Here is a 20895-nt window from a genome sequence, read left to right as displayed (position 1 = left end):
CTCCGATGCGGCGCACTAACCATCGAAACCTCGTGAATGGCGGTATCCTGTCTGGCAGGATACCGCTCATTTCCCTTGTTCAGTTCATCGCCGTCGCCGAGCATCTGAATTTTCGGCATGCGGCCAAGGCACTCGGCGTCAGCCAGTCGAGCGTCAGCGCGCGTGTGAAAGCGCTGGAGGATAACCTTGGTATCCTGCTGTTTGAGCGCCATGCGCGGGGCGTTCGGCTAACAGACGCAGGCAGGCACTTCATGGAGCGTGTCACGGCGGGTGTCGATCAACTCGATCACGCGGTGAAGACCGCCGGCATGACAGCTCAAGGAGAATGTGGCCGGCTTCGCATCGGCATCCATGCCTTGATCCCACGCAGCTTTCTCACGGAGCTGATCCGTCATTATCGGGAAGCCCATACCGGCATTGAGGTCGAGATAACCGAAGGCACGGCCCGCGATGCGGTGATGCAGCTTCGTGCTGACCAGCTCGACGTGGCGTTCGTCGCGGGCAAGCCCGAGATGCCCGACTGCCATACCCGACCGATCTGGACCGAACCGCTGGTGGTGGTGCTATCGGATGGGCATCGCCTCGCCGGGCAGTCCGCAATCACTTGGTCCGATCTGGTCGGCGAGACTTTCATTGTTCGCTATGGTGGCACCGGCCCGCAGGTCCATGACCATATCGTGCTGCGCCTTGCCGGGCGTTGGCCCGCACCGTCGATCCTGCGCTTTGATGTGGGGCGCGGCACGCTGCTATCTATGGTCGGACAAGGCTTCGGCATCACTATCGTCGGCGAGGCCACGTCATTATTGCCGACGACCGGCATCGTCTTCCTGCCCTTCCTCGATGAACCGGAGCCGGTTGCCTTTACAGCCGTCTGGTCGCCGTTCAATCGCAGCTCCGCACTGAAAAATCTACTCAACCTCGCAGGCAAAATGAAGCGTGACGGCGATTCGCCCAATCGTTTCCTAGATGGCACTCGACCGGCACGATAACGGCAAAGGCGACCCGTCCTATTTGCCGCCGATAGTATCCGGCAGCCCTCCGGCATCCTCTTTCCTGTTGCCCGTCCCGATTTTGCCTACTCTCTGATCGGCTCCGTCTTTTTTTGCCGACTGGAGCCTGTATGCGCGGAGGCCGAATCCTTTGGGGGCAGATTGGTGCCGTCTTCACCATCGTTCTGGTGATGGTGTGGGCAGCGACGCAATGGACGGCGTTCCGCCTCGGCTTCCAGCCGCAGCTTGGAGCACCATGGTTCGAGCTGGCGGGCCTGCCGGTCTATTATCCGCCCGCCTTCTTCTGGTGGTGGTTTTCGTTCGACGCCTACGCGCCCGCGATCTTCGTCGAGGGCGGCATCATCGCGGTATCGGGCGGCTTCCTCGCCATCGCCGCCGCCATCTTCATGTCGATCATCCGGGCGCGGGAAGCGCGCAACGTCGCCACCTATGGATCGGCGCGATGGGCCGAGGGCAAGGAAATCCATGCGGCCGGATTGCTCGGCCCCGATGGCGTCCTGCTCGGCCGATACGACCGGGACTATCTGCGCCATGATGGTCCTGAGCATGTCCTATGCTTCGCCCCGACGCGCAGCGGCAAAGGTGTCGGGCTGGTGGTGCCGACGCTGCTGACATGGCCGGCATCCGCCATCGTTCACGACATAAAGGGCGAGAACTGGACCCTGACAGCGGGCTTTCGCGCGAAGCATGGCCGTGTGCTGCTGTTCGATCCCACGAACGCCAGATCGTCCGCCTACAATCCGTTGCTCGAAGTCCGGCAAGGCGAATGGGAAGTCCGCGACGTGCAGAATATCGCGGATATTCTGGTCGATCCCGAAGGCAGTCTCGACAAGCGCAACCATTGGGAAAAGACCAGCCATAGCTTGCTGGTCGGCGCGATCCTGCATGTTCTCTATGCGGAGAAGGACAAGACCTTGGCGGGCGTCGCCAACTTCCTGTCCGATCCCCGCCGCCCGGTCGAGGCAACCTTGCGCGCGATGATGGACACGCCGCATCTCGGCGAAGCAGGCGCTCATCCCGTCATCGCGTCGTCCGCCCGCGAACTGTTGAACAAATCCGAGAACGAGCGGTCGGGCGTGCTCTCCACCGCCATGTCGTTTCTCGGCCTCTACCGCGATCCCGTGGTGGCGCGGGTGACGGCGCGGTGCGACTGGCGCATTGCCGACCTGGTCGGCAGCCGCCAGCCCGTCACGCTCTATCTGGTCGTGCCGCCATCCGACATAAACCGCACCAAGCCGCTCATTCGCCTGATCCTCAACCAGATCGGCAGGCGGTTGACCGAGGAACTGACCACCTCCGGCAAGCGCCATCGGCTGCTGTTGATGCTGGACGAGTTTCCGGCGCTCGGCCGGCTCGACTTCTTTGAATCGGCGCTCGCCTTCATGGCGGGGTATGGAATCAAAGGCTTCCTGATCGCGCAGAGCCTCAACCAGATCGAGCGCGCCTATGGCCCGAACAACGCGATCCTCGACAACTGCCATGTGCGCGTCAGCTTCGCCACGAACGACGAAAGGACGGCCAAGCGGGTGAGCGACGCACTCGGCACCGCGACCGAACTGCGCGACTCCACCAACTACGCCGGGCACAGATTGGCCCCGTGGCTTGGGCATCTCATGGTTTCACGGCAGGAGACGGCCCGCCCGCTACTCACGCCGGGCGAAATCATGCAGCTTCCGCCCACCGATGAAATCGTGATGGTCGCGGGCACACCGCCGATCCGCGCGACCAAGGCCCGCTATTTCGAGGACGCGCGGTTGCAGGAACGCATCCTGACCCCGCCCGATCTGGTCGCCGCTCCGCTGGCGCCCAGTCCATCCGCCGATGATTGGTCCGGCCGTGTGGTCGCGGCGGAAAGCCATTCCGCGACCGACGCCGCACACGGGGCCGAGGGCGATCCGGCCAATGCTGGCATCCGCCGCGAGCCGGAGCTGCCTGAGCATGAGGAAATCGTCGCCCCGCCGCCATCACCCGAACAGGAGTTCGAGTTTGTGGACGACGAGCCGGACGTTGACGCGGCCAAGGCCCGCGCCATGCGCCAACGTATGAGGATGGTCGCGCGGCAGGTCGCATTGAACCCCGATGACGGAATCGACCTTTGAGGACACGACCATGGCAACCAGAACCCGCCTGAATCTCTATTTCGACCCCGCGCTCATTCCGCAGATCGAAGCGATGGCGCTGCGCCGCTCGGTGGCGCTGCGCCGTAATGTCTCAAAATCCGCCATCGTGGAGGCGGCGGTCATATCTTACCTGTCCGGCGATGCCGACGACCAGCTTGAAGCCGCCATGTCGCGCCGCATGGACAAGCTCGGCCGCCAGATCGACACGCTCGACCTGGATCTCGCCGTCCTCGGCGAGACGGTCGCGCAGTTCATCCATTTCTGGATGACCATCACACCGCCGCTTACGGGAGCCGCACAATCCGCTGCCCGAGCGAAAGGCGCGGAGCGGTTCGAGGGCTTCATGCAAAATCTCGGCCGGCGTCTGGCGACGGGCGACAGGTTCCTCAAGGAGCTGTCGCGTGACCTCGACTCACTTCCCGACGATCAGTTGCCGGACGAGTCCGAGAGCAACGGCGATCAAGAATGAGTATTCGGACCCATCCTATTTACCGCCGTTCGCCGCCGATCACCGCCGCCTCATAGATACTTGTTGAACCGGCCGCATTTCGGTCTCTCTTAATCGACCCCGATCTGGGGATTGCCTGTCGCGCCCCATGAAGAAACGGGGCCGACATGACCACCAACCACCAAAAACCGGAATCCATCGCGCGCGGCGCGCGCATGTTGCGCACCGCGCTCGGCCCCGCCATTGCCCGGCTGCTCGAAGACCCGGCCGTCGTCGAGGTGATGCTGAACCCGGACGGTCGCCTTTGGGTGGACCGGCTATCCGAAGGGCTTTCCGACACGGGCGAGCGACTGTCCGCCGCCGATGGCGAACGCATCGTTCGGCTAGTCGCGCATCATGTCGGCGCGGAGGTTCATGCCCGCAGCCCCCGCGTCTCGGCCGAACTGCCCGAGAGCGGGGAGCGGTTTGAAGGGCTATTGCCGCCCGTGGTCGCTGCCCCGACCTTCGCCATCCGCAAGCCCGCCGTCGCGGTGTTCACGCTCGACGACTATGTGGCGGCGAGCATCATGTCCACCGATCAGGCGGAAACGCTGCGCGAAGCCGTCGCATCCCGCGCCAATATCTTGGTAGCGGGCGGCACCAGCACCGGCAAAACCACGCTGACCAATGCGCTGCTCGCCGAGGTGGCGAAGACGGCGGATCGCGTCGTCATCATCGAGGACACGCGCGAGCTGCAATGCGCCGCGCCCAATCTTGTCGCCATGCGGACGAAAGACGGCGTGGCGACGCTTTCCGATCTGGTCCGGTCCTCGCTGCGCCTGCGCCCCGACCGCATCCCTATCGGCGAGGTGCGCGGATCGGAAGCCCTCGACCTGCTCAAAGCATGGGGCACGGGCCATCCGGGCGGGATCGGCACCATTCATGCAGGCACCGGCATCGGCGCGCTGCGCCGCCTTGAACAGCTCATCCAAGAGGCTGTCGTCACCGTCCAGCGCGCCCTGATCGCCGAGACAATCGACCTCGTTGCCGTCCTTTCCGGGCGCGGTTCCGCGCGCCGGCTGGCCGAACTCGCCCGCGTCGAAGGGCTGGGACCGGACGGCGACTACCGCATCACGCATCCCATCCCTTTGGCAATCCCCACCAGCACAGGAGAATCTTCATGATCCGCACGATTTCGCGCGGCTATCGCTTCGCCGCGACCGCCGCATCCACCCTTGTCATCAGCTTCATGCTCGCCCCGGCCGCCCATGCGTCCGGTTCGTCGATGCCGTGGGAAGCACCGCTCCAAAGCATCCTCCAGTCCATCGAAGGGCCGGTTGCCAAGATCATCGCCGTCATCATCATCATCGTGACCGGCCTGACTTTGGCCTTCGGCGATACGGGCGGCGGCTTTCGCAAGCTGATCCAGATCGTGTTCGGCCTGTCCATCGCCTTCGCGGCGTCGAGCTTCTTCCTGTCGTTCTTCTCGTTCGGCGGCGGGGCGCTCATCTGATGGCGGGCGGCCTCGAACAGCTCGACGCGGTGCCGGGGTTCACGGTCCCGGTCCATCGGGCGCTGACCGAGCATATTTTGCTCGGCGGCGCACCGCGCTCCATCGCGATTCTGAACGGCACGCTGGCCGGGGCCGTGGGCCTCGGCCTGCGCCTCTGGCTGGTCGGCATCGCCATCTGGGCCATCGGTCATTTCGCGGCCGTGTGGGCGGCAAAGCGCGATCCCCTCTTTGTCGAGGTCGGGCGGCGGCATCTGCGCATCCCCGGCCATCTGGCGGTGTGAGGGAGGCGCGTCGATGATGAACCTTGCCGAATACCGCAGCACCGCCACCCGACTCGCCGACTATCTGCCATGGGCGGCACTGGTCGGCTCCGGCGTCGTCTTGAACAAGGATGGGAGTTTTCAGAGGACCGCGAAGTTTCGCGGCCCCGATCTGGATTCCGCCGTCGCGGCCGAGCTGGTCGCCGTCGCCGGCCGCATCAACAACGCCGTGCGCCGTCTCGGCTCCGGCTGGAGCATCTTCGTCGAGGCACAGCGCAGCGAGGCGGCGACCTATCCCGATAGCATCTTTCCCGATCCCGCGTCGGCGCTGGTCGATGCGGAGCGCAAAGCCGGTTTCGAGGAAGCGGGCGCGCATTTCGTGTCCGGCTACTTCCTCACCTTCCTCTATCTGCCCCCGGCCGAGGAAGCCGCTCGCACTGAGGCATGGCTCTATGAGGGCCGCGAGAAAGCGGGCGTGGACCCGTGGGAACTGCTGCGCGGCTTCATCGACCGCACCGACCGCGTGCTGGCCTTGCTCGACGGCTTCATGCCCGAGTGCCGTTGGATGGATGACGGCGCGACGCTGACCTATCTCCATTCCACCATCTCGACCAACCGCCATCGCGTGCACGTGCCCGAGGTGCCCATGCACCTCGACGCGCTGCTCGCCGACCAGCCGTTGACCGGCGGGCTGGAGCCGCGCCTTGGCGACGCGCATCTGCGCGTCCTGACCATCGTGGGATTCCCGACCGCGACGACGCCGGGCCTGCTCGACGAAATGAACCGGCTGCCGTTCCCCTACAGGTGGAGCACGCGCGCGATCCTGCTCGACAAGACCGATGCGACCCGGCTGCTGACCCGCATCCGTCGCCAATGGTTCGCCAAGCGCAAGAGCGTCGCCGCGATTCTGAAAGAGGTCATGACGAACGAGGCGTCCGCTCTGGTGGACACCGACGCCGCCAACAAGGCGCTCGACGCCGACATGGCGTTGCAGGAGCTTGGGGCGGACGTGGCGGGCATGGCCTACGTCACGGCGACCGTCACCGTTTGGGATGCCGACCCGCGCCTTGCCGACGAGAAGCTGCGCCTGGTCGAGAAGATCGTTCAGGGCCGCGACTTCACCGCCATGCCCGAGACGGTCAACGCGGTTGACGCATGGCTCGGCAGCCTGCCCGGACACGCCTACGCGAATGTGCGGCAGCCACCCATCAGCACTTTGAATCTCGCCCACATGATCCCGCTTTCGGCGGTGTGGGCGGGGCCGGAACGGGACGAGCATTTCGGTGCACCCCCTTTGCTCTTTGGAAAGACCGAAGGCTCAACCCCGTTCCGGCTAAGTCTCCATGTCGGCGACGTAGGCCATACGCTTGTCGTCGGGCCGACCGGCGCGGGCAAATCCGTGCTGCTGGCGCTCATGGCCTTGCAGTTCCGGCGCTATGCGGCCAGCCAAGTCTTCGCCTTCGACTTCGGCGGCAGCATCCGCGCCGCCGCGCTCGCCATGGGCGGGGATTGGCACGATTTGGGCGGTGGCCTCACGGAAGGGGACGAGGCGTCCGTTTCGCTCCAGCCGCTCGCCCGCATCCACGACACCTATGAACGCGCATGGGCGGCGGACTGGATTGCCGCCATCCTCATGCGCGAAGGCATCGCCCTCACGCCCGAGGTCAAAGAGCATCTTTGGACGGCGCTGACTTCGCTCGCCTCCGCGCCGGTCGAAGAACGCACCATCACCGGCCTTGCGGTGCTGCTGCAATCCAACGATCTGAAACAGGCGCTCCGGCCGTTCTGCGTCGGCGGGGCCTATGGCCGGCTGCTCGACGCCGAGACAGAGCATTTGGGATCGGCGGACGTGCAGGCGTTCGAGATCGAGGGCCTTGTCGGGACCGGCGCGGCTCCCGCCGTGCTCGCCTATCTGTTCCATCGTATCGGCGACCGGCTCGACGGGCGGCCGACGCTGCTCATCATAGATGAAGGCTGGCTTGCGCTGGACGACGAGGGTTTCGCCGGCCAGCTCCGCGAATGGCTGAAAACGCTGCGCAAGAAAAACGCATCGGTCATCTTCGCCACGCAAAGTCTGTCCGACATCGACGGCAGCAACATCGCGCCCGCGATTATCGAGAGCTGCCCGACGCGGCTCCTGCTGCCGAACGAGCGGGCCATCGAGCCGCAGATCACCGCCATCTATCGCCGCTTCGGCCTCAATGACAGGCAGATCGAAATCCTCGCGCGGGCCACGCCCAAGCGGGATTATTACTGCCAAAGCCGCAGGGGCAATCGCCTGTTCGAGCTTGGCCTGTCCGAAGTCGGCCTTGCGCTCTGCGCCGCATCCGCCAAATCCGACCAGACCGAAATCGCGCGCATCCATGCCGAGCACGGCCGCGCCGGTTTCCTCGCCGGCTGGCTACGCCATCGCGGCGTCGAGTGGGCGGCCGACCTGATCCCGAACCTCACCAATCTTGCCGACCGGCCGGAATCCGCCGCGCCGGCCCGGCTCGATACCCACCCCACACAGGAGATTCTTCCATGACCTATCCCAAGATCGTCGGAGCCTCGGCCCTCGCGCTGGCGCTCGCCGTGCCCGTCGCGCTTTCGCCCATGTTGGCAAGCCCGGCCCATGCGCAATTCGGCTTCGGCCGCATCGTCTATGACCCGTCCAACTACGCGCAGAACGTGCTCACGGCCGCGCGCACGCTGGAGCAGATCAATCACCAGATCACCAGCCTCCAGAACGAGGCGCAGATGCTCATCAATCAGGCCCGCAATCTGGCGAGCCTGCCGTATTCGTCGCTCCAGCAGCTCCAGCAGAACGTCCAGCGCACGCAACAGCTTCTCGGGCAGGCCCAAAATCTCGCGTTCGAGGTCGGCCAGATCGACCAAGCGTTCCAGCAGCAATACGGCAATGTCTCGCTCTCGGCGACCGACGCCCAGCTTGTCGCCGACGCGCGTGGCCGTTGGGAAAATACGGTTGGCGGCTTGCAGGACGCCATGCGCGTGCAGGCGGGCGTCGTCGGCAATATCGACAGCAACCGCGCCGAGATGGCCGCGCTTGTCGGCCAGAGCCAAGGCGCGACCGGCGCGCTGCAAGCCACGCAGGCCGGCAACCAGCTTCTCGCCCTGCAAAGCCAACAGCTTTCCGACCTGATCGCGGTCATCTCTGCAAACGGCCGCGCCGACGCGCTGACCGAGGCCGAGCGTGCGACCGCCGCCGAACAAGGCCGCGAGCAGCGCCGTCGCTTCCTCACGCCCGGCACCGGCTACCAGCCGGGCAACGCGCAGATGTTCAACAACGGCAACAACTGACCGGGAGGCTCGCCATGGACGGCAAGATGCTGGCCCGGCTCGGGGCCGTGGTGTTCATCGCCATCGCCGTCACGGCGACCGCAATAGACATGGCGCGGAAGGATGAACCTTCCGCGCCGCCCCCGGCCTCGGCCTTCCAGCCGCCAGCCGATCCCCTGCGCGAAACCTTGCGCCGCTGCCAGCAGCTCGGCGAGGCAGCCGCCAGCGATGCCGACTGCCTCGCCGCATGGGCGGAATCCCGCGACCGCTTCCTCGGCCGCGACCGCGACCGCAGCGAGGCGCGCTGACCATGGGCAACACGGGCGTCATCGACAATTTCCTCGGGGTCTTCACCTCCTACATCGACAGCGGTTTCGGCCTGCTCGGCGGCGAGGTCGCCTTCATCGCCACGACGCTCATTGTCATCGACGTGACGCTCGCCGCGCTCTTTTGGGCATGGGGCGCGGATGACGACATTATCGCCCGGCTGGTCAAGAAGACCCTGTTTGTCGGCGTCTTCGCCTACATCATTTCAAACTGGAACAACCTCGCCCGTATCGTCTTCGAGAGCTTCGCCGGCCTCGGCCTGATGGCGTCCGGCACCAGCTTTTCGGTCGCCGATCTGATACGGCCGGGCCGCATCGCGCAGACCGGCCTCGACGCCGGCCGCCCGCTGCTCGATTCCATTTCCGACCTGATGGGCTGGATCGCCTTCTTTGAAAACTTCATCCAGATCGCGTGCCTGCTGTTCGCATGGGCGCTGGTGGTGTTGGCGTTTTTCATCCTCGCCATCCAGCTTTTCGTGACTTTGCTGGAGTTCAAGCTGACGACGCTTGCCGGCTTCGTGCTGATCCCGTTCGGCCTGTTCGGCAAGACTGCCTTCATGGCCGAGAAGGTCTTGGGCAACGTAGTGTCGTCCGGCATCAAGGTCTTGGTGCTCGCCGTCATCATCGGCATCGGCAGCACCTTGTTTTCGCAGTTCACGGCCGGTTTCGGTGGCCAGACCCCGAGTATCGACGACGCCATGGCGATTGTGCTCGCCGCGCTGTCGCTGCTCGGCCTCGGCATCTTCGGCCCCGGCATCGCCAACGGCATCGTCTCGGGCGGCCCGCAGCTCGGGGCGGGTGCTGCCGTAGGCACGGGCCTCGCTGCCGGCGGCATGGTGCTTGCGGGCGGCGCGGCGGCTGGCGGCGGGGCCATGCTGGCCGCGAAGGGCGGCGCTGCTGCCCTGTCCGGTGGGGCCGCGGCCGTTCGCGGCGGCGCGACGGCCGCGGGAGCGGCGACCGCTGCATATAGCCTAGGCTCACTCGGCCAGACCGGAGCGGCAGGCGTTGCTTCCGGCCTCGGCGGTGTTGCACGCGCCGCAGGCTCGGCCGCCATCTCGCCGCTAAAACGCGCTGCCTCTAATGCAACATCCCAAGTAAGCGAAAGCGTCAAGTCCAGCTTCGCCGATGGCGTGCGCGCCGGTTTCGGTGCGACGGGCGGCGCGTCCTCCATGGGCACGGTAGGCAGCGCCAGCGCCAGCGCCACTGCGGCAGCCGCGCCGCCGACTTCCCCCGCTGGTCCTCCGGCTTGGGCGCAGCGGATGCAGCGCCGGCAGGCCCTCAATCACGGCACCACCATGTCAGCACATGCCGTTCGCTCCGGCGACAGCCACGGCTCCGGTTCCTCCGTCAACCTTTCCGAAAGTGACCGCTCATGAGCATCTTCAAACGACCCGCAACCCATTACGGCAAATCACCCGAACCCGAGACGCCATATCAGAAGGCCGCGCAGGCGTGGGACGAGCGTATCGGCTCGGCCCGCGTGCAGGCGAGGAACTGGCGGCTCATGGCCTTCGGTTCTCTGATCCTTTCCGCCGGCTTCGCCTCGGCGCTGGTCTGGCAATCCGCACGGGGGACCGTGGTGCCTTGGGTGGTGCAGGTCGATAATCTCGGACAGGCGCAGACCGTCGCGCCCGCGAACGCGGATTATCGCCCGACTGACCCGCAGATCGCTTTCCATCTCGGCCGCTTCATCGAGCAGGTCCGCGCGATCCCGGCCGACGCCATCATCGTCCGCCAGAATTGGCTTCGGGCTTATGAGTGGACCACGGATCGCGGCGCGGCTGCCTTGAACGACTACGCCCGCGCCAATGATCCCTTTGCCAAGGTCGGCCGTCAGCAGGTCGCCGTCGAGGTCTCGAGCGTCATCCGCGCATCCCCCAACAGCTTTCGGGTAGCGTGGACCGAACTCCATTTCGAGAGCGGCCAGCTCGCCACGACCGAACGCTGGACCGCGATCCTGACCATCGTGATCCAGCCACCGCGCAATGCCGAGCGCCTGCGCGCCAATCCGCTCGGAATCTACGTCAACGCAATTTCATGGTCGCGGGAGATGAGCCAATGAGGACGATCACCCGCACCCCGGCCGTTGCCGCCATGCTGCTTTCGGCCACCATGCTTGCGGGCTGCGCCACCAATCGCGCCCAGCAATGGAGCTATGACGATACCGTGCCGCCGCTGCCGACCGTGCAGGCGGCCGTCACCAACGACACGCCCCGGCCGCTGCATGTCCCGCCGGCATGGACCGTGGCGCGGGGCGGCGAGGCTGCCGGCACGCCGACCGGCCGCGTCGAGAATGCCAACGCCGCCGCCCGCGTCGAGCCGCGCCGCGAAGGCTACTACAACGCGATCCAGATTTATCCGTGGAGCGAAGGCGCGCTCTATCAGGTCTATGCCGCAGTTGGGCAGATCACGACCATTGCGCTGGAGCCGGGCGAGAGCCTGACCGGCGCGGGGCCGATCGCGGCCGGCGACACCGCGCGTTGGATCATCGGCGACACCGAGAGCGGCAGCGGTGCGAACCGCCGCGTCCATATCCTTGTGAAGCCGACACGCACGGACATTTCCACCAACCTTGTCGTCACCACCGACCGGCGCACTTACATGATCGAGCTGCGCGCGCGGGAAACGCTCTACATGCCGGCCGTGGCATGGGCCTATCCCACACCGCCAGCAGGCCAGCGCCAGACCGTCCCGGCCGCGCCGATCATCCCGGCCGAGGCTGCGAGGAACTACCGCTACGGCCTGACAGGCGATAGCCCGCCATGGCGACCCATCTCCGTCTTCGACGATGGCCGCCGCGTCTATGTCGTCTTCCCGGCCGGGATCGTGCAGGGCGAGATGCCGCCGATCTTCGTGCTCGGCTCCGATGGCGAGCCGCAGATCGTCAACAGCCGCGTCCATCAGAACATCCTGATCGTGGACCGCCTGTTCGGCGCGGCCGAGCTGCGCCTTGGCAGCGGCAGCCGCCAGCAGACGGTCAGGATCGTCCGCATCAACCCGCCGCAGGCCGCCGCCGCGCAGCCCGCCAGCGCGACCGGAGACTCCCCGTCATGACAGACACCACTATCACCGACACCGCCGCGCCCATGCGGCTACGCGCCGAAACGCCCCGCGTCACCCGCCTGTCCCGCAAGATGCTGGCAGGCGTCGGTGCCGTCGCCTTGCTCGGCATCGGCGGGGCGCTCATCTACGCTCTCCAGACCCGCGATGCAGGACCGGGCGGCGAGGAACTCTATTCTACCGAGAACCGGCCCACGGCGGACGGCCTGTCGGGCTTGCCGCGCGACTATACCGGCCCGGTTCTCGGCCCCGCGCTGCCCGGAGATTTGGGCCGCCCCATCCTCGATGCGCAGAACAGGGGCCAGCCGGTTGCACCGCCCGTCATGGCGACGCCCGCCGTCGATCCAGAGGAAGAACGCCGCCGCGCCGAGGAAGAAGCCGCGCGCTTGAGCAACCTGTTTTTCCAGTCCGGCCCGCGCACGGGAGCACCAGCAGGAACGGCCATGCCCGGCCTTGCCGGTCTTGGCCTTGGTGGACAGCCTGCGACGCAGGATCGGCACACGGCTTTCCTCAATGGACCCGTGGACCGGCAGACCGTCGCGCCGGATCGTGTCGCGCCGCCGGCATCGCCCTATATCCTTCAGGCCGGGGCCGTGATCCCCGCTGCGTTGATAACCGGCATTCGCTCCGACCTTCCGGGCCAGATCACAGCGCAAGTCACCGAGAACGTCTATGACAGCCCGACCGGCTCGCTGTTGTTGATCCCGCAGGGCACCCGCATCATCGGCCAATATGATGACGGCGTGACCTTCGGCCAGCGCAGGGTGCTTTTGGTGTGGAACCGCCTGATCCTGCCGGGCGGCCGTTCCATCGTTCTGGAGCGCCTGCCGGGCGCGGACGCCAGCGGTTACGCCGGCCTTGAGGATGGCGTCGATTATCATTGGTGGGATCTGATGAAGGCGGCCGGACTGTCCACGCTGCTCGCGGTCGGGACGGAGTTGGCGACCAGCGACGAGGACCGGCTTATCCGGGCCATCCGCGACGGTGCGCAGGATACCGTCAATCAGGCGGGCCAGCAGATCGTTCAGCGCCAGTTGCAGGTCGCGCCGACGCTCACCATCCGGCCCGGCTTCCCGGTCAGGATCATCGTCACCCGCGACCTTGTGTTCGAGCCGGCAGGAGGTTGACAATGACCAAGCTGAAACTCGGCCCGCTGCCCGACGACAAGCCCGTCAAGGTGACGGTAGAGCTGCCCGCGCCGCTTCACCGCGATCTGGTCGCCTATGCCGAGGTGCTGGCCCGCGAGAGCGGCCAGTCCGCCGCCGATCCCGTCAGGCTGATCGTGCCCATGCTGGAGCGGTTCATCGCCACGGATCGCGGTTTCGCAAAGGCACGGCGGGAAGCAGGACAGACCATAAAAACATGAGCTTGAGTTGGTATATGTGCGTGGCAAGAGCAAAAAATTGTACGCAGCTACCTGTTTTCCATGACGGGGATATGCTAACCATCAAGCATCCTGCGACGCGGCATGTGCTTCGTCATGCGCCCTTGAAACCATCCGCTACGGAGCATACGTTACACCCATGATGTTCATTTCCACATTCTTCCCGCTGATCTGAACGACTGAAAGTCGTGCCGGCGCACCTGCGCCGTTCAGATTAAGACGGCCCTGCTGACGCGGAGGCCGAACGGAGAATGTGTTTGTAATGCCTAAATCTAAGCATGTCGGCCTGACTTCTGGTCAGGTCCAGAGCTTCATTGACGATGGGTTTGTCAAAATCGAAAATGCCTTCAGCGCCAACCTTGCAAAGCAAGGGAGGGACGAGTTGTGGGCGGATATAGGTCTGTCACCGGACGAACCTGAAAACTGGACTCAACCCGTTGTTCGAGTGGGGTTCAAGTCGTCGCCCCCCTTCATCGAAGCTGCTAACACGCCGCAACTGCACAAAGCCTACGACCAACTCGTTGGGGAAGGCCGATGGCTTGCCCCCAAAGGTGTTGGAACCTTTCCCATCCGCTTTCCGTCACCAGAATCTCCCGGTGACGACGGCTGGCATGTGGACGTGAGCTTTGGCACCGACAATCCAGATTTCATGGAGTGGCGGGCCAACGTTAAGAGTAGCGGACGCGCCTTGTTGATGCTGTTTCTGTTTTCGGATGTTGGTCCCAATGACGCGCCTACGAAAATACGAAAAGGGTCACATGCGGCGATTGCACGTGAGTTGCTGCCCTACGGCAATGCAGGCGCGACACTCAGGCAACTTTCCGAGAATGGCTACGCCTCTACGGAAGGTTGCGATGTTGCGTTGGCAACAGGTGCGGCGGGCACCGTCTACCTATGTCACCCATTCATCGTCCATGCGGCGCAACCTCATCGAGGGGAGCAGCCGCGTTTCATGGCACAGCCGCCGCTGCTGCCGAAGGACGAGTTTGATCCGGCGCTACCTCCATCGCCGGTCCAGATCGCCATCCGTCAGGCATGTAGGCTGACGTTCTAAGCCAAGAGGCATCCGGGGCCGCAACGCGGCCCCGGATGTTGCTGGTTATCCGCTAGTGTCTCTGCAACTGACGCAGGGGTGCCGCCAGCGCATAGGCGCAAATGCGGCACGCTACAGGCCGCCGACTGCCCTCCATGGTTCGCTTAATTCCGGGACCGTGAGTGCCCCGGAATCCACCAGAGCCAAGGAGGATTCCATGTGCGCAGAGCGCCGCCGCGCCCGCAAAGGGCGACCGCGACAGCCGGTTCCCGAGACACTTCCCGACGATCTTTTCGACTATGCCGACGAACCCACGTCGGACGGGCGGGAGCGCCGAAGGTCGCCGCTTCGCATCGTCGATGTGGAGTCGTTGCCTGTCTTCGACGACTGGCCCGAGAAGGTGCCGGTCACCGAGGAAGAACTGCAAATCTTCGAGCGGTATTTCGGCGACGTGCTCGACCGGCTGTTCGGCCCCATCGACGATCCTGACAATCAGGGCTTGAAATCGTTATCCTCTGATGATAACAGTAAGTCATGAGCGAGGATCGTGACCCGAGCCTCGACACGCTTCTGGACCTCGACGGTCAGGTGCTCGTTGTCGATCCCGAGAGCGGCCATTGGGTAAAGTTCGTCGTCACCCGCGTTCCGGTCTCGCCGGAGAAGCCGCACGGCCTCGATTACTCGCTCACGCTTCACGGGCCTTCGGGCGAGCGGCTGGTCGGCTTCGACAACGCCCATCCGGTCGGCCGGGGCAGGCGTGGCGGGCCGATGGACCATCGGCACCGTCTCCAGACCGTGAAGCCTTACGCCTACGAGGATGCGGCCACGCTGCTGGCCGACTTCTGGCAGGCGGTGGACGCGGTGTTGAAGGAGCGAGGCGTGCTATGACCACATTGAAAGTCGGGATTGCCGGCTACGATGAGATGAAGGCCCGCACCATGCGGATCGCGCGCGGCGAAGAAAAGCCGGCGGCCGACGATCCGAAGGTGTGGTTCACATCCATGGAATCCTTCGCGCAGCTCCTTTCCAGCGGGAACCGCGAGCTGCTGCGCGTCATCGACGAGCAGTCGCCCGGCTCGCTGGAGGAACTGTCGCGGATCACGGGGCGGGCGAAGCCCAACCTGTCCCGAACCCTCAAGAAAATGGCGCGCTACGGCCTGATCCGCATGGACCCCGGCGAGGGCCAGAAGCTCGTGCCCAAGGTGCTGCATGATCGCGTGGAGCTGGCGTTGCCCTTGCTCGAACGCCGCGCGGCGAAAGGAGGCCAATGATGAGCATTCAGTCCCCACACGTCGCCCTGCGCGCCGCGCTCTATCTGCGCGTCTCGACCGCCCGGCAGGCCGAGCATGACGTGTCGATCCCCGACCAGCGCAAACAGGGCGAAGCCTATTGCGCTTCGCGCGGCTACCAGCTTGTCGAAACCTTCGTCGAGGCCGGAGCATCGGCGACCAACGACCGTCGCCCCGAGTTCCAACGGATGATCGAGGCCGGCACCAGCAAGCCCGCGCCGTTCGACCTGGTGGTGGTTCACAGCTTCTCGCGTTTCTTCCGCGATCACTTCGAGCTGGAGTTCAACGTCAGGAAGCTCGCCAAGAATGGCGTCCGGCTGGTGTCCATCACACAGGAAATGGGCGACGACCCCATGCACGTCATGATGCGGCAGATCATGGCGCTGTTCGACGAATACCAGTCGAAGGAGAACGCCAAGCACGTCCTGCGCGCCTTGAAGGAGAACGCCCGCCAAGGCTTCTGGAACGGTTCGCTTCCGCCCATCGGCTACCGCGTCGTCGATGCCGAGCAGCGCGGCGCGAAGATGAAGAAGAAGCTGGAAATCGACCCGCTGCACGCCGACACCGTGCGGCTGATCTTCCGCCTTGCAACGGAAGGCGACGGCACGTCCGGCCCCATGGGCGTCAAGAACATCGTCAGCTACCTCAACAGGAACCACATGTTCACCCGCAGCGGCGGGCGTTGGGGCATCGGCCAGCTCCACCGTATCCTGACCCGGCGCACCTATATCGGCGAGCATCGGTTCAATCGCCGTTCCAAAAAGGGTGACGTGAAGCCCGAGGAGGAAATCGTCACCGTCGCGGTGCCACCGCTGATCGACCTTGAGACCTTCGAGGCGGTGCAGAGGCGCTTGCAGGTCAATAATCCGAAGGTGACGCCGCCGCGCGTGGTCAGCGGCCCAAATCTGCTGACCGGCATTTGCCATTGCGGCAATTGCGGAGGTGCGATGACGCTGCGCACCGGCAAGAACGGCCGTTATCGCTATTATGCCTGCTCGATCCGGGCGCGGCAGGGCGAGACCGGCTGCAAAGGCCGCGCGATCCCCATGGACAAGCTCGATCGCATAGTGGTCAGCCATATCGAGGAAAGGGTGCTGGACCCCGAGAGGATCGAAGATGTGCTCGCCTCGCTGCTCGACCGTCGGCAGGAGAGCGTCGAGCGGCGCAGCCAGCACATTGCAGAGCTGAACCAGCGCGCGGCCGAGGCCGACATGCGCCTCAAGCGGCTTTACGACGCTATCGAGGCTGGTTCGCTCGACCCGGCCGAAACCGCCCTCGGCGAGCGGATAGCGGGCCTTACCGCGCTACGGGATCAGGCACGCGCCGACGCCGAAAGAACCGAGGCCATGCTGAAAAGCTCGGCCCATCAGGCCCTCACAGGGGCAGCCGTGCGGGAACTGGCGAGTGAAGCCCGCACCCGACTCCGGCTTGGAAAGGGCGGCTATCGGCGGGAACACGTCCGGGCCTTCGCCCAGCACGTCGAGGTCGCGGACGACGCAATCTACATCAAAGGCAGCAAAAGCACCCTGTTGAGGACGCTGGTAGCCACTAAGGGAGGGAAAACGGCGGAAATCGGCGTTCCCGGTTTTATACCGAAGTGGCGGAGAGAGAGGGATTCGAACCCTCGATACGGTTGCCCGTATACACGCGTTCCAGGCGTGCGCCTTCAACCACTCGGCCACCTCTCCGTGCCAGGCACGAAAGCCGAAATTGCAATTTCGGAAGAGTGAATTCCACTCCTGTCCGAGCCTGCGCTTCCGTGCTTCTGCGGGTTGTTTCCACATGTGAAATGCGAAAAACATACGGCACCGGTTGAGTGTGCCGCCCTCAGTGTGGTGGCGGACTATACAGGCTCTTTCTTGCGGCGCAAGCGGCTTTATCGGGCCGTGGAAAAATCTCTCCACTTTTCTGTGGTTCCCGCTCTGTGCCAGCCATTGGATGTGCGGCCCGTCTCGTGCCGGAATCCAGCCTGCATCAGGGTTCTGGCGATGTTTTGAGGGCTGGTCCGGCTGGCATTGTTGCCGTGCATTTCGCGCAGATTCCGGGGCGGAATGTGGGTGTGAGTGTGGTCAGGGGCACGAGGCTGCTGTTGAGCGCAGCCTTTTCAGGCTTTATGATCACTCACACAGGCTCTGGCGGCAGTCTGTGCCGGGTTGCAGCATGGGCTGTGGGTGAATGGCCTAAATGCCGCCATGGCTTTCCATATAAGGTGTCATGAAATACCCTGTCTGACAGGCCGTTTCATGTCGGATCTGGCCCGTTCCGGGTGCATCGGGGCCCGTGCGCCTGTGGGCAGGCGCGGGGTTCGTATCATGTTTTCGGGTTGCTGCGTGTTGGAAGGTCTCATGAGCATCAGTCGACATCGTCTTGGTTTTGCAGCAGTTCTTGTTCTGGCTTTGCTTGGCACCGGCTTTGCTGCCCATGCGCAGCAGGTTCTGGTGATGGTGAATGGCGACCCTGTCACCACATTCGATGTATCCCAGCGCCAGCGCATGGCCCAGATGCTGGACCGCAAGACCCTCTCCCACAAGGCGGCGCTGGATGAGGTGATTGATGAACGCCTGAAGATCCAGCAGGCGCGGCTGCTGCGCCGGGAAATGGACCAGGAGGATCTGGACCGGATCTTCAACGGCATTGCCCAGCGTTCCGGCCGCACGCCGGAGCAGCTTGAGGCCAGCCTGAAACAGGCGGGGCTGGAGCCGCGCACCTTCAAGCGCAAGCTGGCGGCGGATTATATCTGGAATTCCTATGTGCGCGCCCGTGCCGGCAGCGCCAATGTGCGCGATGCCGATGTCGCGGCCGCGCTTCAGCAGCGCGGCGTGACCCAGAATGTCGCCACCGAATATGTGCTGCGCCCCATCATTTTCGTGGTGCCGCGCAATGCCCGCAACCATGGCGCGCGCCTGCAGGAGGCCAACAGCCTGCGTTCGCGCTTCCGGGGCTGCGAAACCGGCCTGCAGATGGCGCGGGGCATGAAGGAAGTGGTGGTGCGCCCGCAGGCGCTGCGCATGTCTTCCGATATGCCCGCCGAATTGCAAAAGGTGCTGGACAAGACCCCGGTGGGGCAGCTCACCCCCCCGGAAGTGACACAATCGGGCGTGGAAACCTTCGCCATCTGCGAGAAGCGGCAGGTGCGCGGTGAAAGCTCGGCCCAGCGCGAGATGAAGAATGAGCTGTCCGAGGCGCAGTTCAAGAAGGTCTCGAACGAGCTGATACAGGAACTGCGCCGGAGTGCGCTGATCAAGTATAACTGATGGGACGGCCGGCGCGTCTTCCACTGGCACTCACGGCAGGTGAGCCGGCCGGGGTGGGGCCGGAGCTGGTGGTGCGCGCATGGCAGGCCGCCCACGCTGCCCGCCCGCACCCGGATGATGGGCATGGGCCGGACTTCGGCGCCATTCCCGCCTTCTTTGCCCTGGCCGATCCAGCCCTTCTGGCGGACCGGGCCCAGCGCCTGGGGGTGAACCTGCCGCTGGAATGCTGTGCGCCGGAGGATGTGCTTTCTGTATTTCCGGAGGCCCTGCCCGTGGTGCCGTGCGGCCCGCGGGCGAGTGCGGCACCCGGTCTGCCGGATGAGGGCAGCGCGGCCTGCGTGCTGGCGAGCCTCGAGACGGGGGTCGATCTGGTTCAGCAGGGGCGGTCCGCCGCGCTGGTGACCAATCCGCTGTCCAAGGCGGTGATGTATGCGGCCGGCTTTCCGTTTCCCGGCCACACGGAATATCTTGCCGCGCGGGCCGCGGATGCGGACGGGGTGGCGCCACGGCCGGTGATGATGATCTGGTCGCCGCTTCTGGCGGTGGTGCCCGCCACGATTCATGTGCCCTACAAGGATGTGCCCGGGCTGTTGACGCCCGACATGCTGGTGGAAACCGGCCATATCATCGCGCGGGACATGTCCCGCCGCTTTGGCATTGCCCGCCCGCGCCTCGCCTTTGCCGGCCTCAATCCCCATGCGGGGGAAGGGGGCACGCTGGGGCTGGAGGATGAGGCGGTCGTGCGCCCGGCAGTGGCGGCGCTGCGCCATGCGGGCATTGATGCCATGGGGCCGCTGCCGGCGGATACGCTGTTCCATGCCGAAGCGCGCGCCGGCTATGATGTGGTGGTCGGCATGTATCACGATCAGGTGCTGATTCCGGCCAAGACTCTGGCCTTTCATGACGGGGTGAATGTGACGCTCGGCCTGCCTTTCATCCGCACGTCGCCAGACCATGGCACGGCTTTCGATATTGCCGGCACGGGCCGGGCCAATCCTTCCAGCCTGTTGGCTGCCCTGCGCCTTGCCCGCCGTCTGGCCGATGAGGAAACGCGTGTGGGGGGAGAGCCGGCATGAGCGCGCTGGATGATCTGCCCCCCTTGCGTGATGTGATCCGCGAGCATGGGCTCTCCGCCCAGAAAAGCCTTGGCCAGAACTTCCTGCTGGATCTCAACCTCACCGGGCGCATCGCCCGCGCTTCCGGCCCGCTGGAAGGGGCGAGTGTGATCGAGGTTGGCCCCGGACCCGGTGGCCTCACCCGCGCGCTTCTGGCGCTGGGCGCGAAGCGTGTCATCGCCATTGAGCGGGACCGGCGCTGCATGGATGCGCTGGCTGATATCGCCGCGCATTATCCCGGCCGTCTGGAGGTGATCGAGGGGGATGCGCTGAAGGTGGATGTGCGCCCGCTGCTGGGTGATGAGCCGGCGCGCGTGGTGGCGAACCTGCCCTATAATGTGGCGACCATGCTTCTGGTGGGCTGGCTTTCGGCAGACCCCTGGCCGCCATGGTTCACCTCGCTCACCCTGATGTTCCAGAAGGAAGTGGCGGAGCGCATTGTCGCTCCCGCCGGCAGCAAGGCCTATGGGCGGCTGGCCGTTCTGGCCGGCTGGCGCACCACGGCGCGCATTGCCTTTGATGTCGCGCCCTCGGCCTTTGTGCCGCCGCCCAAGGTCACCTCTTCCGTGGTGCATCTGGTGCCGCGCGCAGAGCCCTTGCCGTGCAGGCTGGCTTATCTGGAAAAGGTGACGGAGGCGGCATTTGGCCAGCGCCGCAAGATGCTGCGCCAGAGCCTGAAATCCCTCGGCATGGACCCGCTGCCGCTGCTGGCGGAGGCCGGCCTTGCCGAGACGGCGCGGGCGGAGGAGATTGACGTGCCGGGCTTCATTGCCCTTGCCAATGCCTATGGCGCCGCCCGCGGGGGAGCGGCCTGATGAAGCGCTT

The 20895-nt window shown here is 65.1% G+C and carries 21 protein-coding genes, 1 tRNA gene and 1 pseudogene; 22 read left to right on the top strand and 1 reads right to left on the bottom strand.

What is annotated here, in order from left to right; translation table 11 throughout:
* Nucleotides 1-5 precede the first annotated feature (5 nt).
* The 19 genes and pseudogenes from ACT6QG_RS04390 to ACT6QG_RS04300 form a co-directional block, all read left to right on the top strand.
* A complete protein-coding gene (locus tag ACT6QG_RS04390; RefSeq protein ID WP_051231116.1) occupies nt 6-989 on the top strand; it encodes a LysR family transcriptional regulator in 984 nt (327 codons plus the stop codon).
* Between the two features lie 131 nt (nt 990-1120).
* Nucleotides 1121-3109, top strand: a complete 1989-nt coding sequence (locus tag ACT6QG_RS04385) for a conjugal transfer protein TraG (RefSeq protein ID WP_099547422.1) — start codon at nt 1121-1123, stop codon at nt 3107-3109.
* A gap of 10 nt (nt 3110-3119) precedes the next feature.
* Complete coding sequence (locus ACT6QG_RS04380) at nt 3120-3599, top strand: hypothetical protein (protein WP_029074210.1); 480 nt, start codon at nt 3120-3122, stop codon at nt 3597-3599.
* A 146-nt stretch (nt 3600-3745) separates the two neighbouring features.
* Complete coding sequence (gene trbB, locus ACT6QG_RS04375) at nt 3746-4741, top strand: P-type conjugative transfer ATPase TrbB (protein ID WP_444976377.1); 996 nt, start codon at nt 3746-3748, stop codon at nt 4739-4741.
* Nucleotides 4738-5070 (top strand): TrbC/VirB2 family type IV secretion system protein, encoded by a 333-nt coding sequence (locus ACT6QG_RS04370; RefSeq protein WP_029074212.1) that lies wholly within the window; start codon nt 4738-4740, stop codon nt 5068-5070. The genes trbB and ACT6QG_RS04370 overlap by 4 nt, the downstream gene beginning before the upstream one ends.
* Nucleotides 5070-5351 (top strand): VirB3 family type IV secretion system protein, encoded by a 282-nt coding sequence (locus ACT6QG_RS04365; RefSeq protein WP_029074213.1) that lies wholly within the window; start codon nt 5070-5072, stop codon nt 5349-5351. Before ACT6QG_RS04370 ends, ACT6QG_RS04365 begins: the two co-directional genes overlap by 1 nt.
* 13 nt (nt 5352-5364) lie before the next feature.
* A complete protein-coding gene (trbE, locus tag ACT6QG_RS04360; RefSeq protein ID WP_444976376.1) occupies nt 5365-7857 on the top strand; it encodes a conjugal transfer protein TrbE in 2493 nt (830 codons plus the stop codon).
* On the top strand, nt 7854-8630 hold the full coding sequence (gene trbJ, locus ACT6QG_RS04355; protein ID WP_444976375.1) for a P-type conjugative transfer protein TrbJ: 777 nt from the start codon (nt 7854-7856) through the stop codon (nt 8628-8630). The genes trbE and trbJ overlap by 4 nt, the downstream gene beginning before the upstream one ends.
* Before the next feature lie 14 nt (nt 8631-8644).
* Entirely contained in the window at nt 8645-8917 is a 273-nt protein-coding gene (gene trbK-alt / locus ACT6QG_RS04350) for a putative entry exclusion protein TrbK-alt (protein WP_444976374.1), read from the top strand.
* 2 nt (nt 8918-8919) lie between these two features.
* Complete coding sequence (gene trbL / locus ACT6QG_RS04345) at nt 8920-10311, top strand: P-type conjugative transfer protein TrbL (protein WP_444976373.1); 1392 nt, start codon at nt 8920-8922, stop codon at nt 10309-10311.
* Entirely contained in the window at nt 10308-10997 is a 690-nt protein-coding gene (gene trbF / locus ACT6QG_RS04340; RefSeq protein WP_444976372.1) for a conjugal transfer protein TrbF, read from the top strand. The genes trbL and trbF overlap by 4 nt, the downstream gene beginning before the upstream one ends.
* Nucleotides 10994-11989 (top strand): P-type conjugative transfer protein TrbG, encoded by a 996-nt coding sequence (gene trbG, locus ACT6QG_RS04335; RefSeq protein WP_199122726.1) that lies wholly within the window; start codon nt 10994-10996, stop codon nt 11987-11989. Before trbF ends, trbG begins: the two co-directional genes overlap by 4 nt.
* Nucleotides 11986-13122, top strand: a complete 1137-nt coding sequence (locus ACT6QG_RS04330; RefSeq protein WP_099547430.1) for a TraB/TrbI/VirB10 family type IV secretion system protein — start codon at nt 11986-11988, stop codon at nt 13120-13122. The genes trbG and ACT6QG_RS04330 overlap by 4 nt, the downstream gene beginning before the upstream one ends.
* Nucleotides 13123-13124: 2 nt before the next feature.
* A complete protein-coding gene (locus ACT6QG_RS04325; RefSeq protein WP_099547431.1) occupies nt 13125-13361 on the top strand; it encodes a DUF2274 domain-containing protein in 237 nt (78 codons plus the stop codon).
* 280 nt (nt 13362-13641) lie between these two features.
* Nucleotides 13642-14433: a phytanoyl-CoA dioxygenase family protein gene (locus ACT6QG_RS04320; protein ID WP_099547432.1), complete on the top strand. Its 792-nt coding sequence runs from the start codon at nt 13642-13644 to the stop codon at nt 14431-14433.
* 196 nt (nt 14434-14629) lie between these two features.
* Nucleotides 14630-14950, top strand: a complete 321-nt coding sequence (locus ACT6QG_RS04315; RefSeq protein ID WP_099547433.1) for a hypothetical protein — start codon at nt 14630-14632, stop codon at nt 14948-14950.
* A complete protein-coding gene (locus ACT6QG_RS04310; protein WP_099547434.1) occupies nt 14947-15300 on the top strand; it encodes a toxin-antitoxin system TumE family protein in 354 nt (117 codons plus the stop codon). The genes ACT6QG_RS04315 and ACT6QG_RS04310 overlap by 4 nt, the downstream gene beginning before the upstream one ends.
* The gene (locus tag ACT6QG_RS04305) at nt 15297-15683 is read left to right on the top strand and encodes an HVO_A0114 family putative DNA-binding protein (RefSeq protein ID WP_099547435.1); all 387 of its coding nucleotides are present in this window, start codon (nt 15297-15299) and stop codon (nt 15681-15683) included. The genes ACT6QG_RS04310 and ACT6QG_RS04305 overlap by 4 nt, the downstream gene beginning before the upstream one ends.
* Nucleotides 15680-16723, top strand: a pseudogene (locus tag ACT6QG_RS04300) (recombinase family protein); the annotation flags it as partial. The gene ACT6QG_RS04305 and the pseudogene ACT6QG_RS04300, both read left to right, overlap by 4 nt.
* Nucleotides 16724-17299: 576 nt before the next feature.
* Here ACT6QG_RS04300 and ACT6QG_RS04295 read toward each other — a convergent pair.
* Nucleotides 17300-17389, bottom strand: a tRNA-Ser gene (locus ACT6QG_RS04295).
* A 657-nt stretch (nt 17390-18046) separates the two neighbouring features.
* Here ACT6QG_RS04295 and ACT6QG_RS04290 point away from each other — a divergent pair.
* Genes ACT6QG_RS04290 through rsmA form a run of 3 tightly spaced genes read left to right on the top strand, consistent with a single transcriptional unit; the run spans nt 18047 to nt 20885 of the window.
* The gene (locus tag ACT6QG_RS04290; protein ID WP_444976371.1) at nt 18047-18955 is read left to right on the top strand and encodes a peptidylprolyl isomerase; all 909 of its coding nucleotides are present in this window, start codon (nt 18047-18049) and stop codon (nt 18953-18955) included.
* Complete coding sequence (pdxA, locus tag ACT6QG_RS04285; RefSeq protein ID WP_444976370.1) at nt 18955-20031, top strand: 4-hydroxythreonine-4-phosphate dehydrogenase PdxA; 1077 nt, start codon at nt 18955-18957, stop codon at nt 20029-20031. Before ACT6QG_RS04290 ends, pdxA begins: the two co-directional genes overlap by 1 nt.
* A complete protein-coding gene (gene rsmA / locus ACT6QG_RS04280) occupies nt 20028-20885 on the top strand; it encodes a 16S rRNA (adenine(1518)-N(6)/adenine(1519)-N(6))-dimethyltransferase RsmA (protein WP_444976369.1) in 858 nt (285 codons plus the stop codon). Before pdxA ends, rsmA begins: the two co-directional genes overlap by 4 nt.
* Nucleotides 20886-20895 lie beyond the last annotated feature (10 nt).

The organism is Haloleucobacter ellipsoideus (genome assembly GCF_052491725.1).
This window is presented reverse-complemented; position numbering and strand designations above follow the sequence as displayed.

Excerpts from the sequence above, each read along its gene's own strand:
- ACT6QG_RS04390 (WP_051231116.1), top strand. The coding sequence starts at position 6 with ATGCGGCGCACTAACCATCGAAACCTCGTGAATGGCGGTATCCTGTCT.
- ACT6QG_RS04385 (WP_099547422.1), top strand. The coding sequence starts at position 1,121 with ATGCGCGGAGGCCGAATCCTTTGGGGGCAGATTGGTGCCGTCTTCACC.
- ACT6QG_RS04380 (WP_029074210.1), top strand. The coding sequence starts at position 3,120 with ATGGCAACCAGAACCCGCCTGAATCTCTATTTCGACCCCGCGCTCATT.
- trbB (WP_444976377.1), top strand. The coding sequence starts at position 3,746 with ATGACCACCAACCACCAAAAACCGGAATCCATCGCGCGCGGCGCGCGC.
- ACT6QG_RS04370 (WP_029074212.1), top strand. The coding sequence starts at position 4,738 with ATGATCCGCACGATTTCGCGCGGCTATCGCTTCGCCGCGACCGCCGCA.
- ACT6QG_RS04365 (WP_029074213.1), top strand. The coding sequence starts at position 5,070 with ATGGCGGGCGGCCTCGAACAGCTCGACGCGGTGCCGGGGTTCACGGTC.
- trbE (WP_444976376.1), top strand. The coding sequence starts at position 5,365 with ATGATGAACCTTGCCGAATACCGCAGCACCGCCACCCGACTCGCCGAC.
- trbJ (WP_444976375.1), top strand. The coding sequence starts at position 7,854 with ATGACCTATCCCAAGATCGTCGGAGCCTCGGCCCTCGCGCTGGCGCTC.
- trbK-alt (WP_444976374.1), top strand. The coding sequence starts at position 8,645 with ATGGACGGCAAGATGCTGGCCCGGCTCGGGGCCGTGGTGTTCATCGCC.
- trbL (WP_444976373.1), top strand. The coding sequence starts at position 8,920 with ATGGGCAACACGGGCGTCATCGACAATTTCCTCGGGGTCTTCACCTCC.
- trbF (WP_444976372.1), top strand. The coding sequence starts at position 10,308 with ATGAGCATCTTCAAACGACCCGCAACCCATTACGGCAAATCACCCGAA.
- trbG (WP_199122726.1), top strand. The coding sequence starts at position 10,994 with ATGAGGACGATCACCCGCACCCCGGCCGTTGCCGCCATGCTGCTTTCG.
- ACT6QG_RS04330 (WP_099547430.1), top strand. The coding sequence starts at position 11,986 with ATGACAGACACCACTATCACCGACACCGCCGCGCCCATGCGGCTACGC.
- ACT6QG_RS04325 (WP_099547431.1), top strand. The coding sequence starts at position 13,125 with ATGACCAAGCTGAAACTCGGCCCGCTGCCCGACGACAAGCCCGTCAAG.
- ACT6QG_RS04320 (WP_099547432.1), top strand. The coding sequence starts at position 13,642 with ATGCCTAAATCTAAGCATGTCGGCCTGACTTCTGGTCAGGTCCAGAGC.
- ACT6QG_RS04315 (WP_099547433.1), top strand. The coding sequence starts at position 14,630 with ATGTGCGCAGAGCGCCGCCGCGCCCGCAAAGGGCGACCGCGACAGCCG.
- ACT6QG_RS04310 (WP_099547434.1), top strand. The coding sequence starts at position 14,947 with ATGAGCGAGGATCGTGACCCGAGCCTCGACACGCTTCTGGACCTCGAC.
- ACT6QG_RS04305 (WP_099547435.1), top strand. The coding sequence starts at position 15,297 with ATGACCACATTGAAAGTCGGGATTGCCGGCTACGATGAGATGAAGGCC.
- ACT6QG_RS04290 (WP_444976371.1), top strand. The coding sequence starts at position 18,047 with ATGAGCATCAGTCGACATCGTCTTGGTTTTGCAGCAGTTCTTGTTCTG.
- pdxA (WP_444976370.1), top strand. The coding sequence starts at position 18,955 with ATGGGACGGCCGGCGCGTCTTCCACTGGCACTCACGGCAGGTGAGCCG.
- rsmA (WP_444976369.1), top strand. The coding sequence starts at position 20,028 with ATGAGCGCGCTGGATGATCTGCCCCCCTTGCGTGATGTGATCCGCGAG.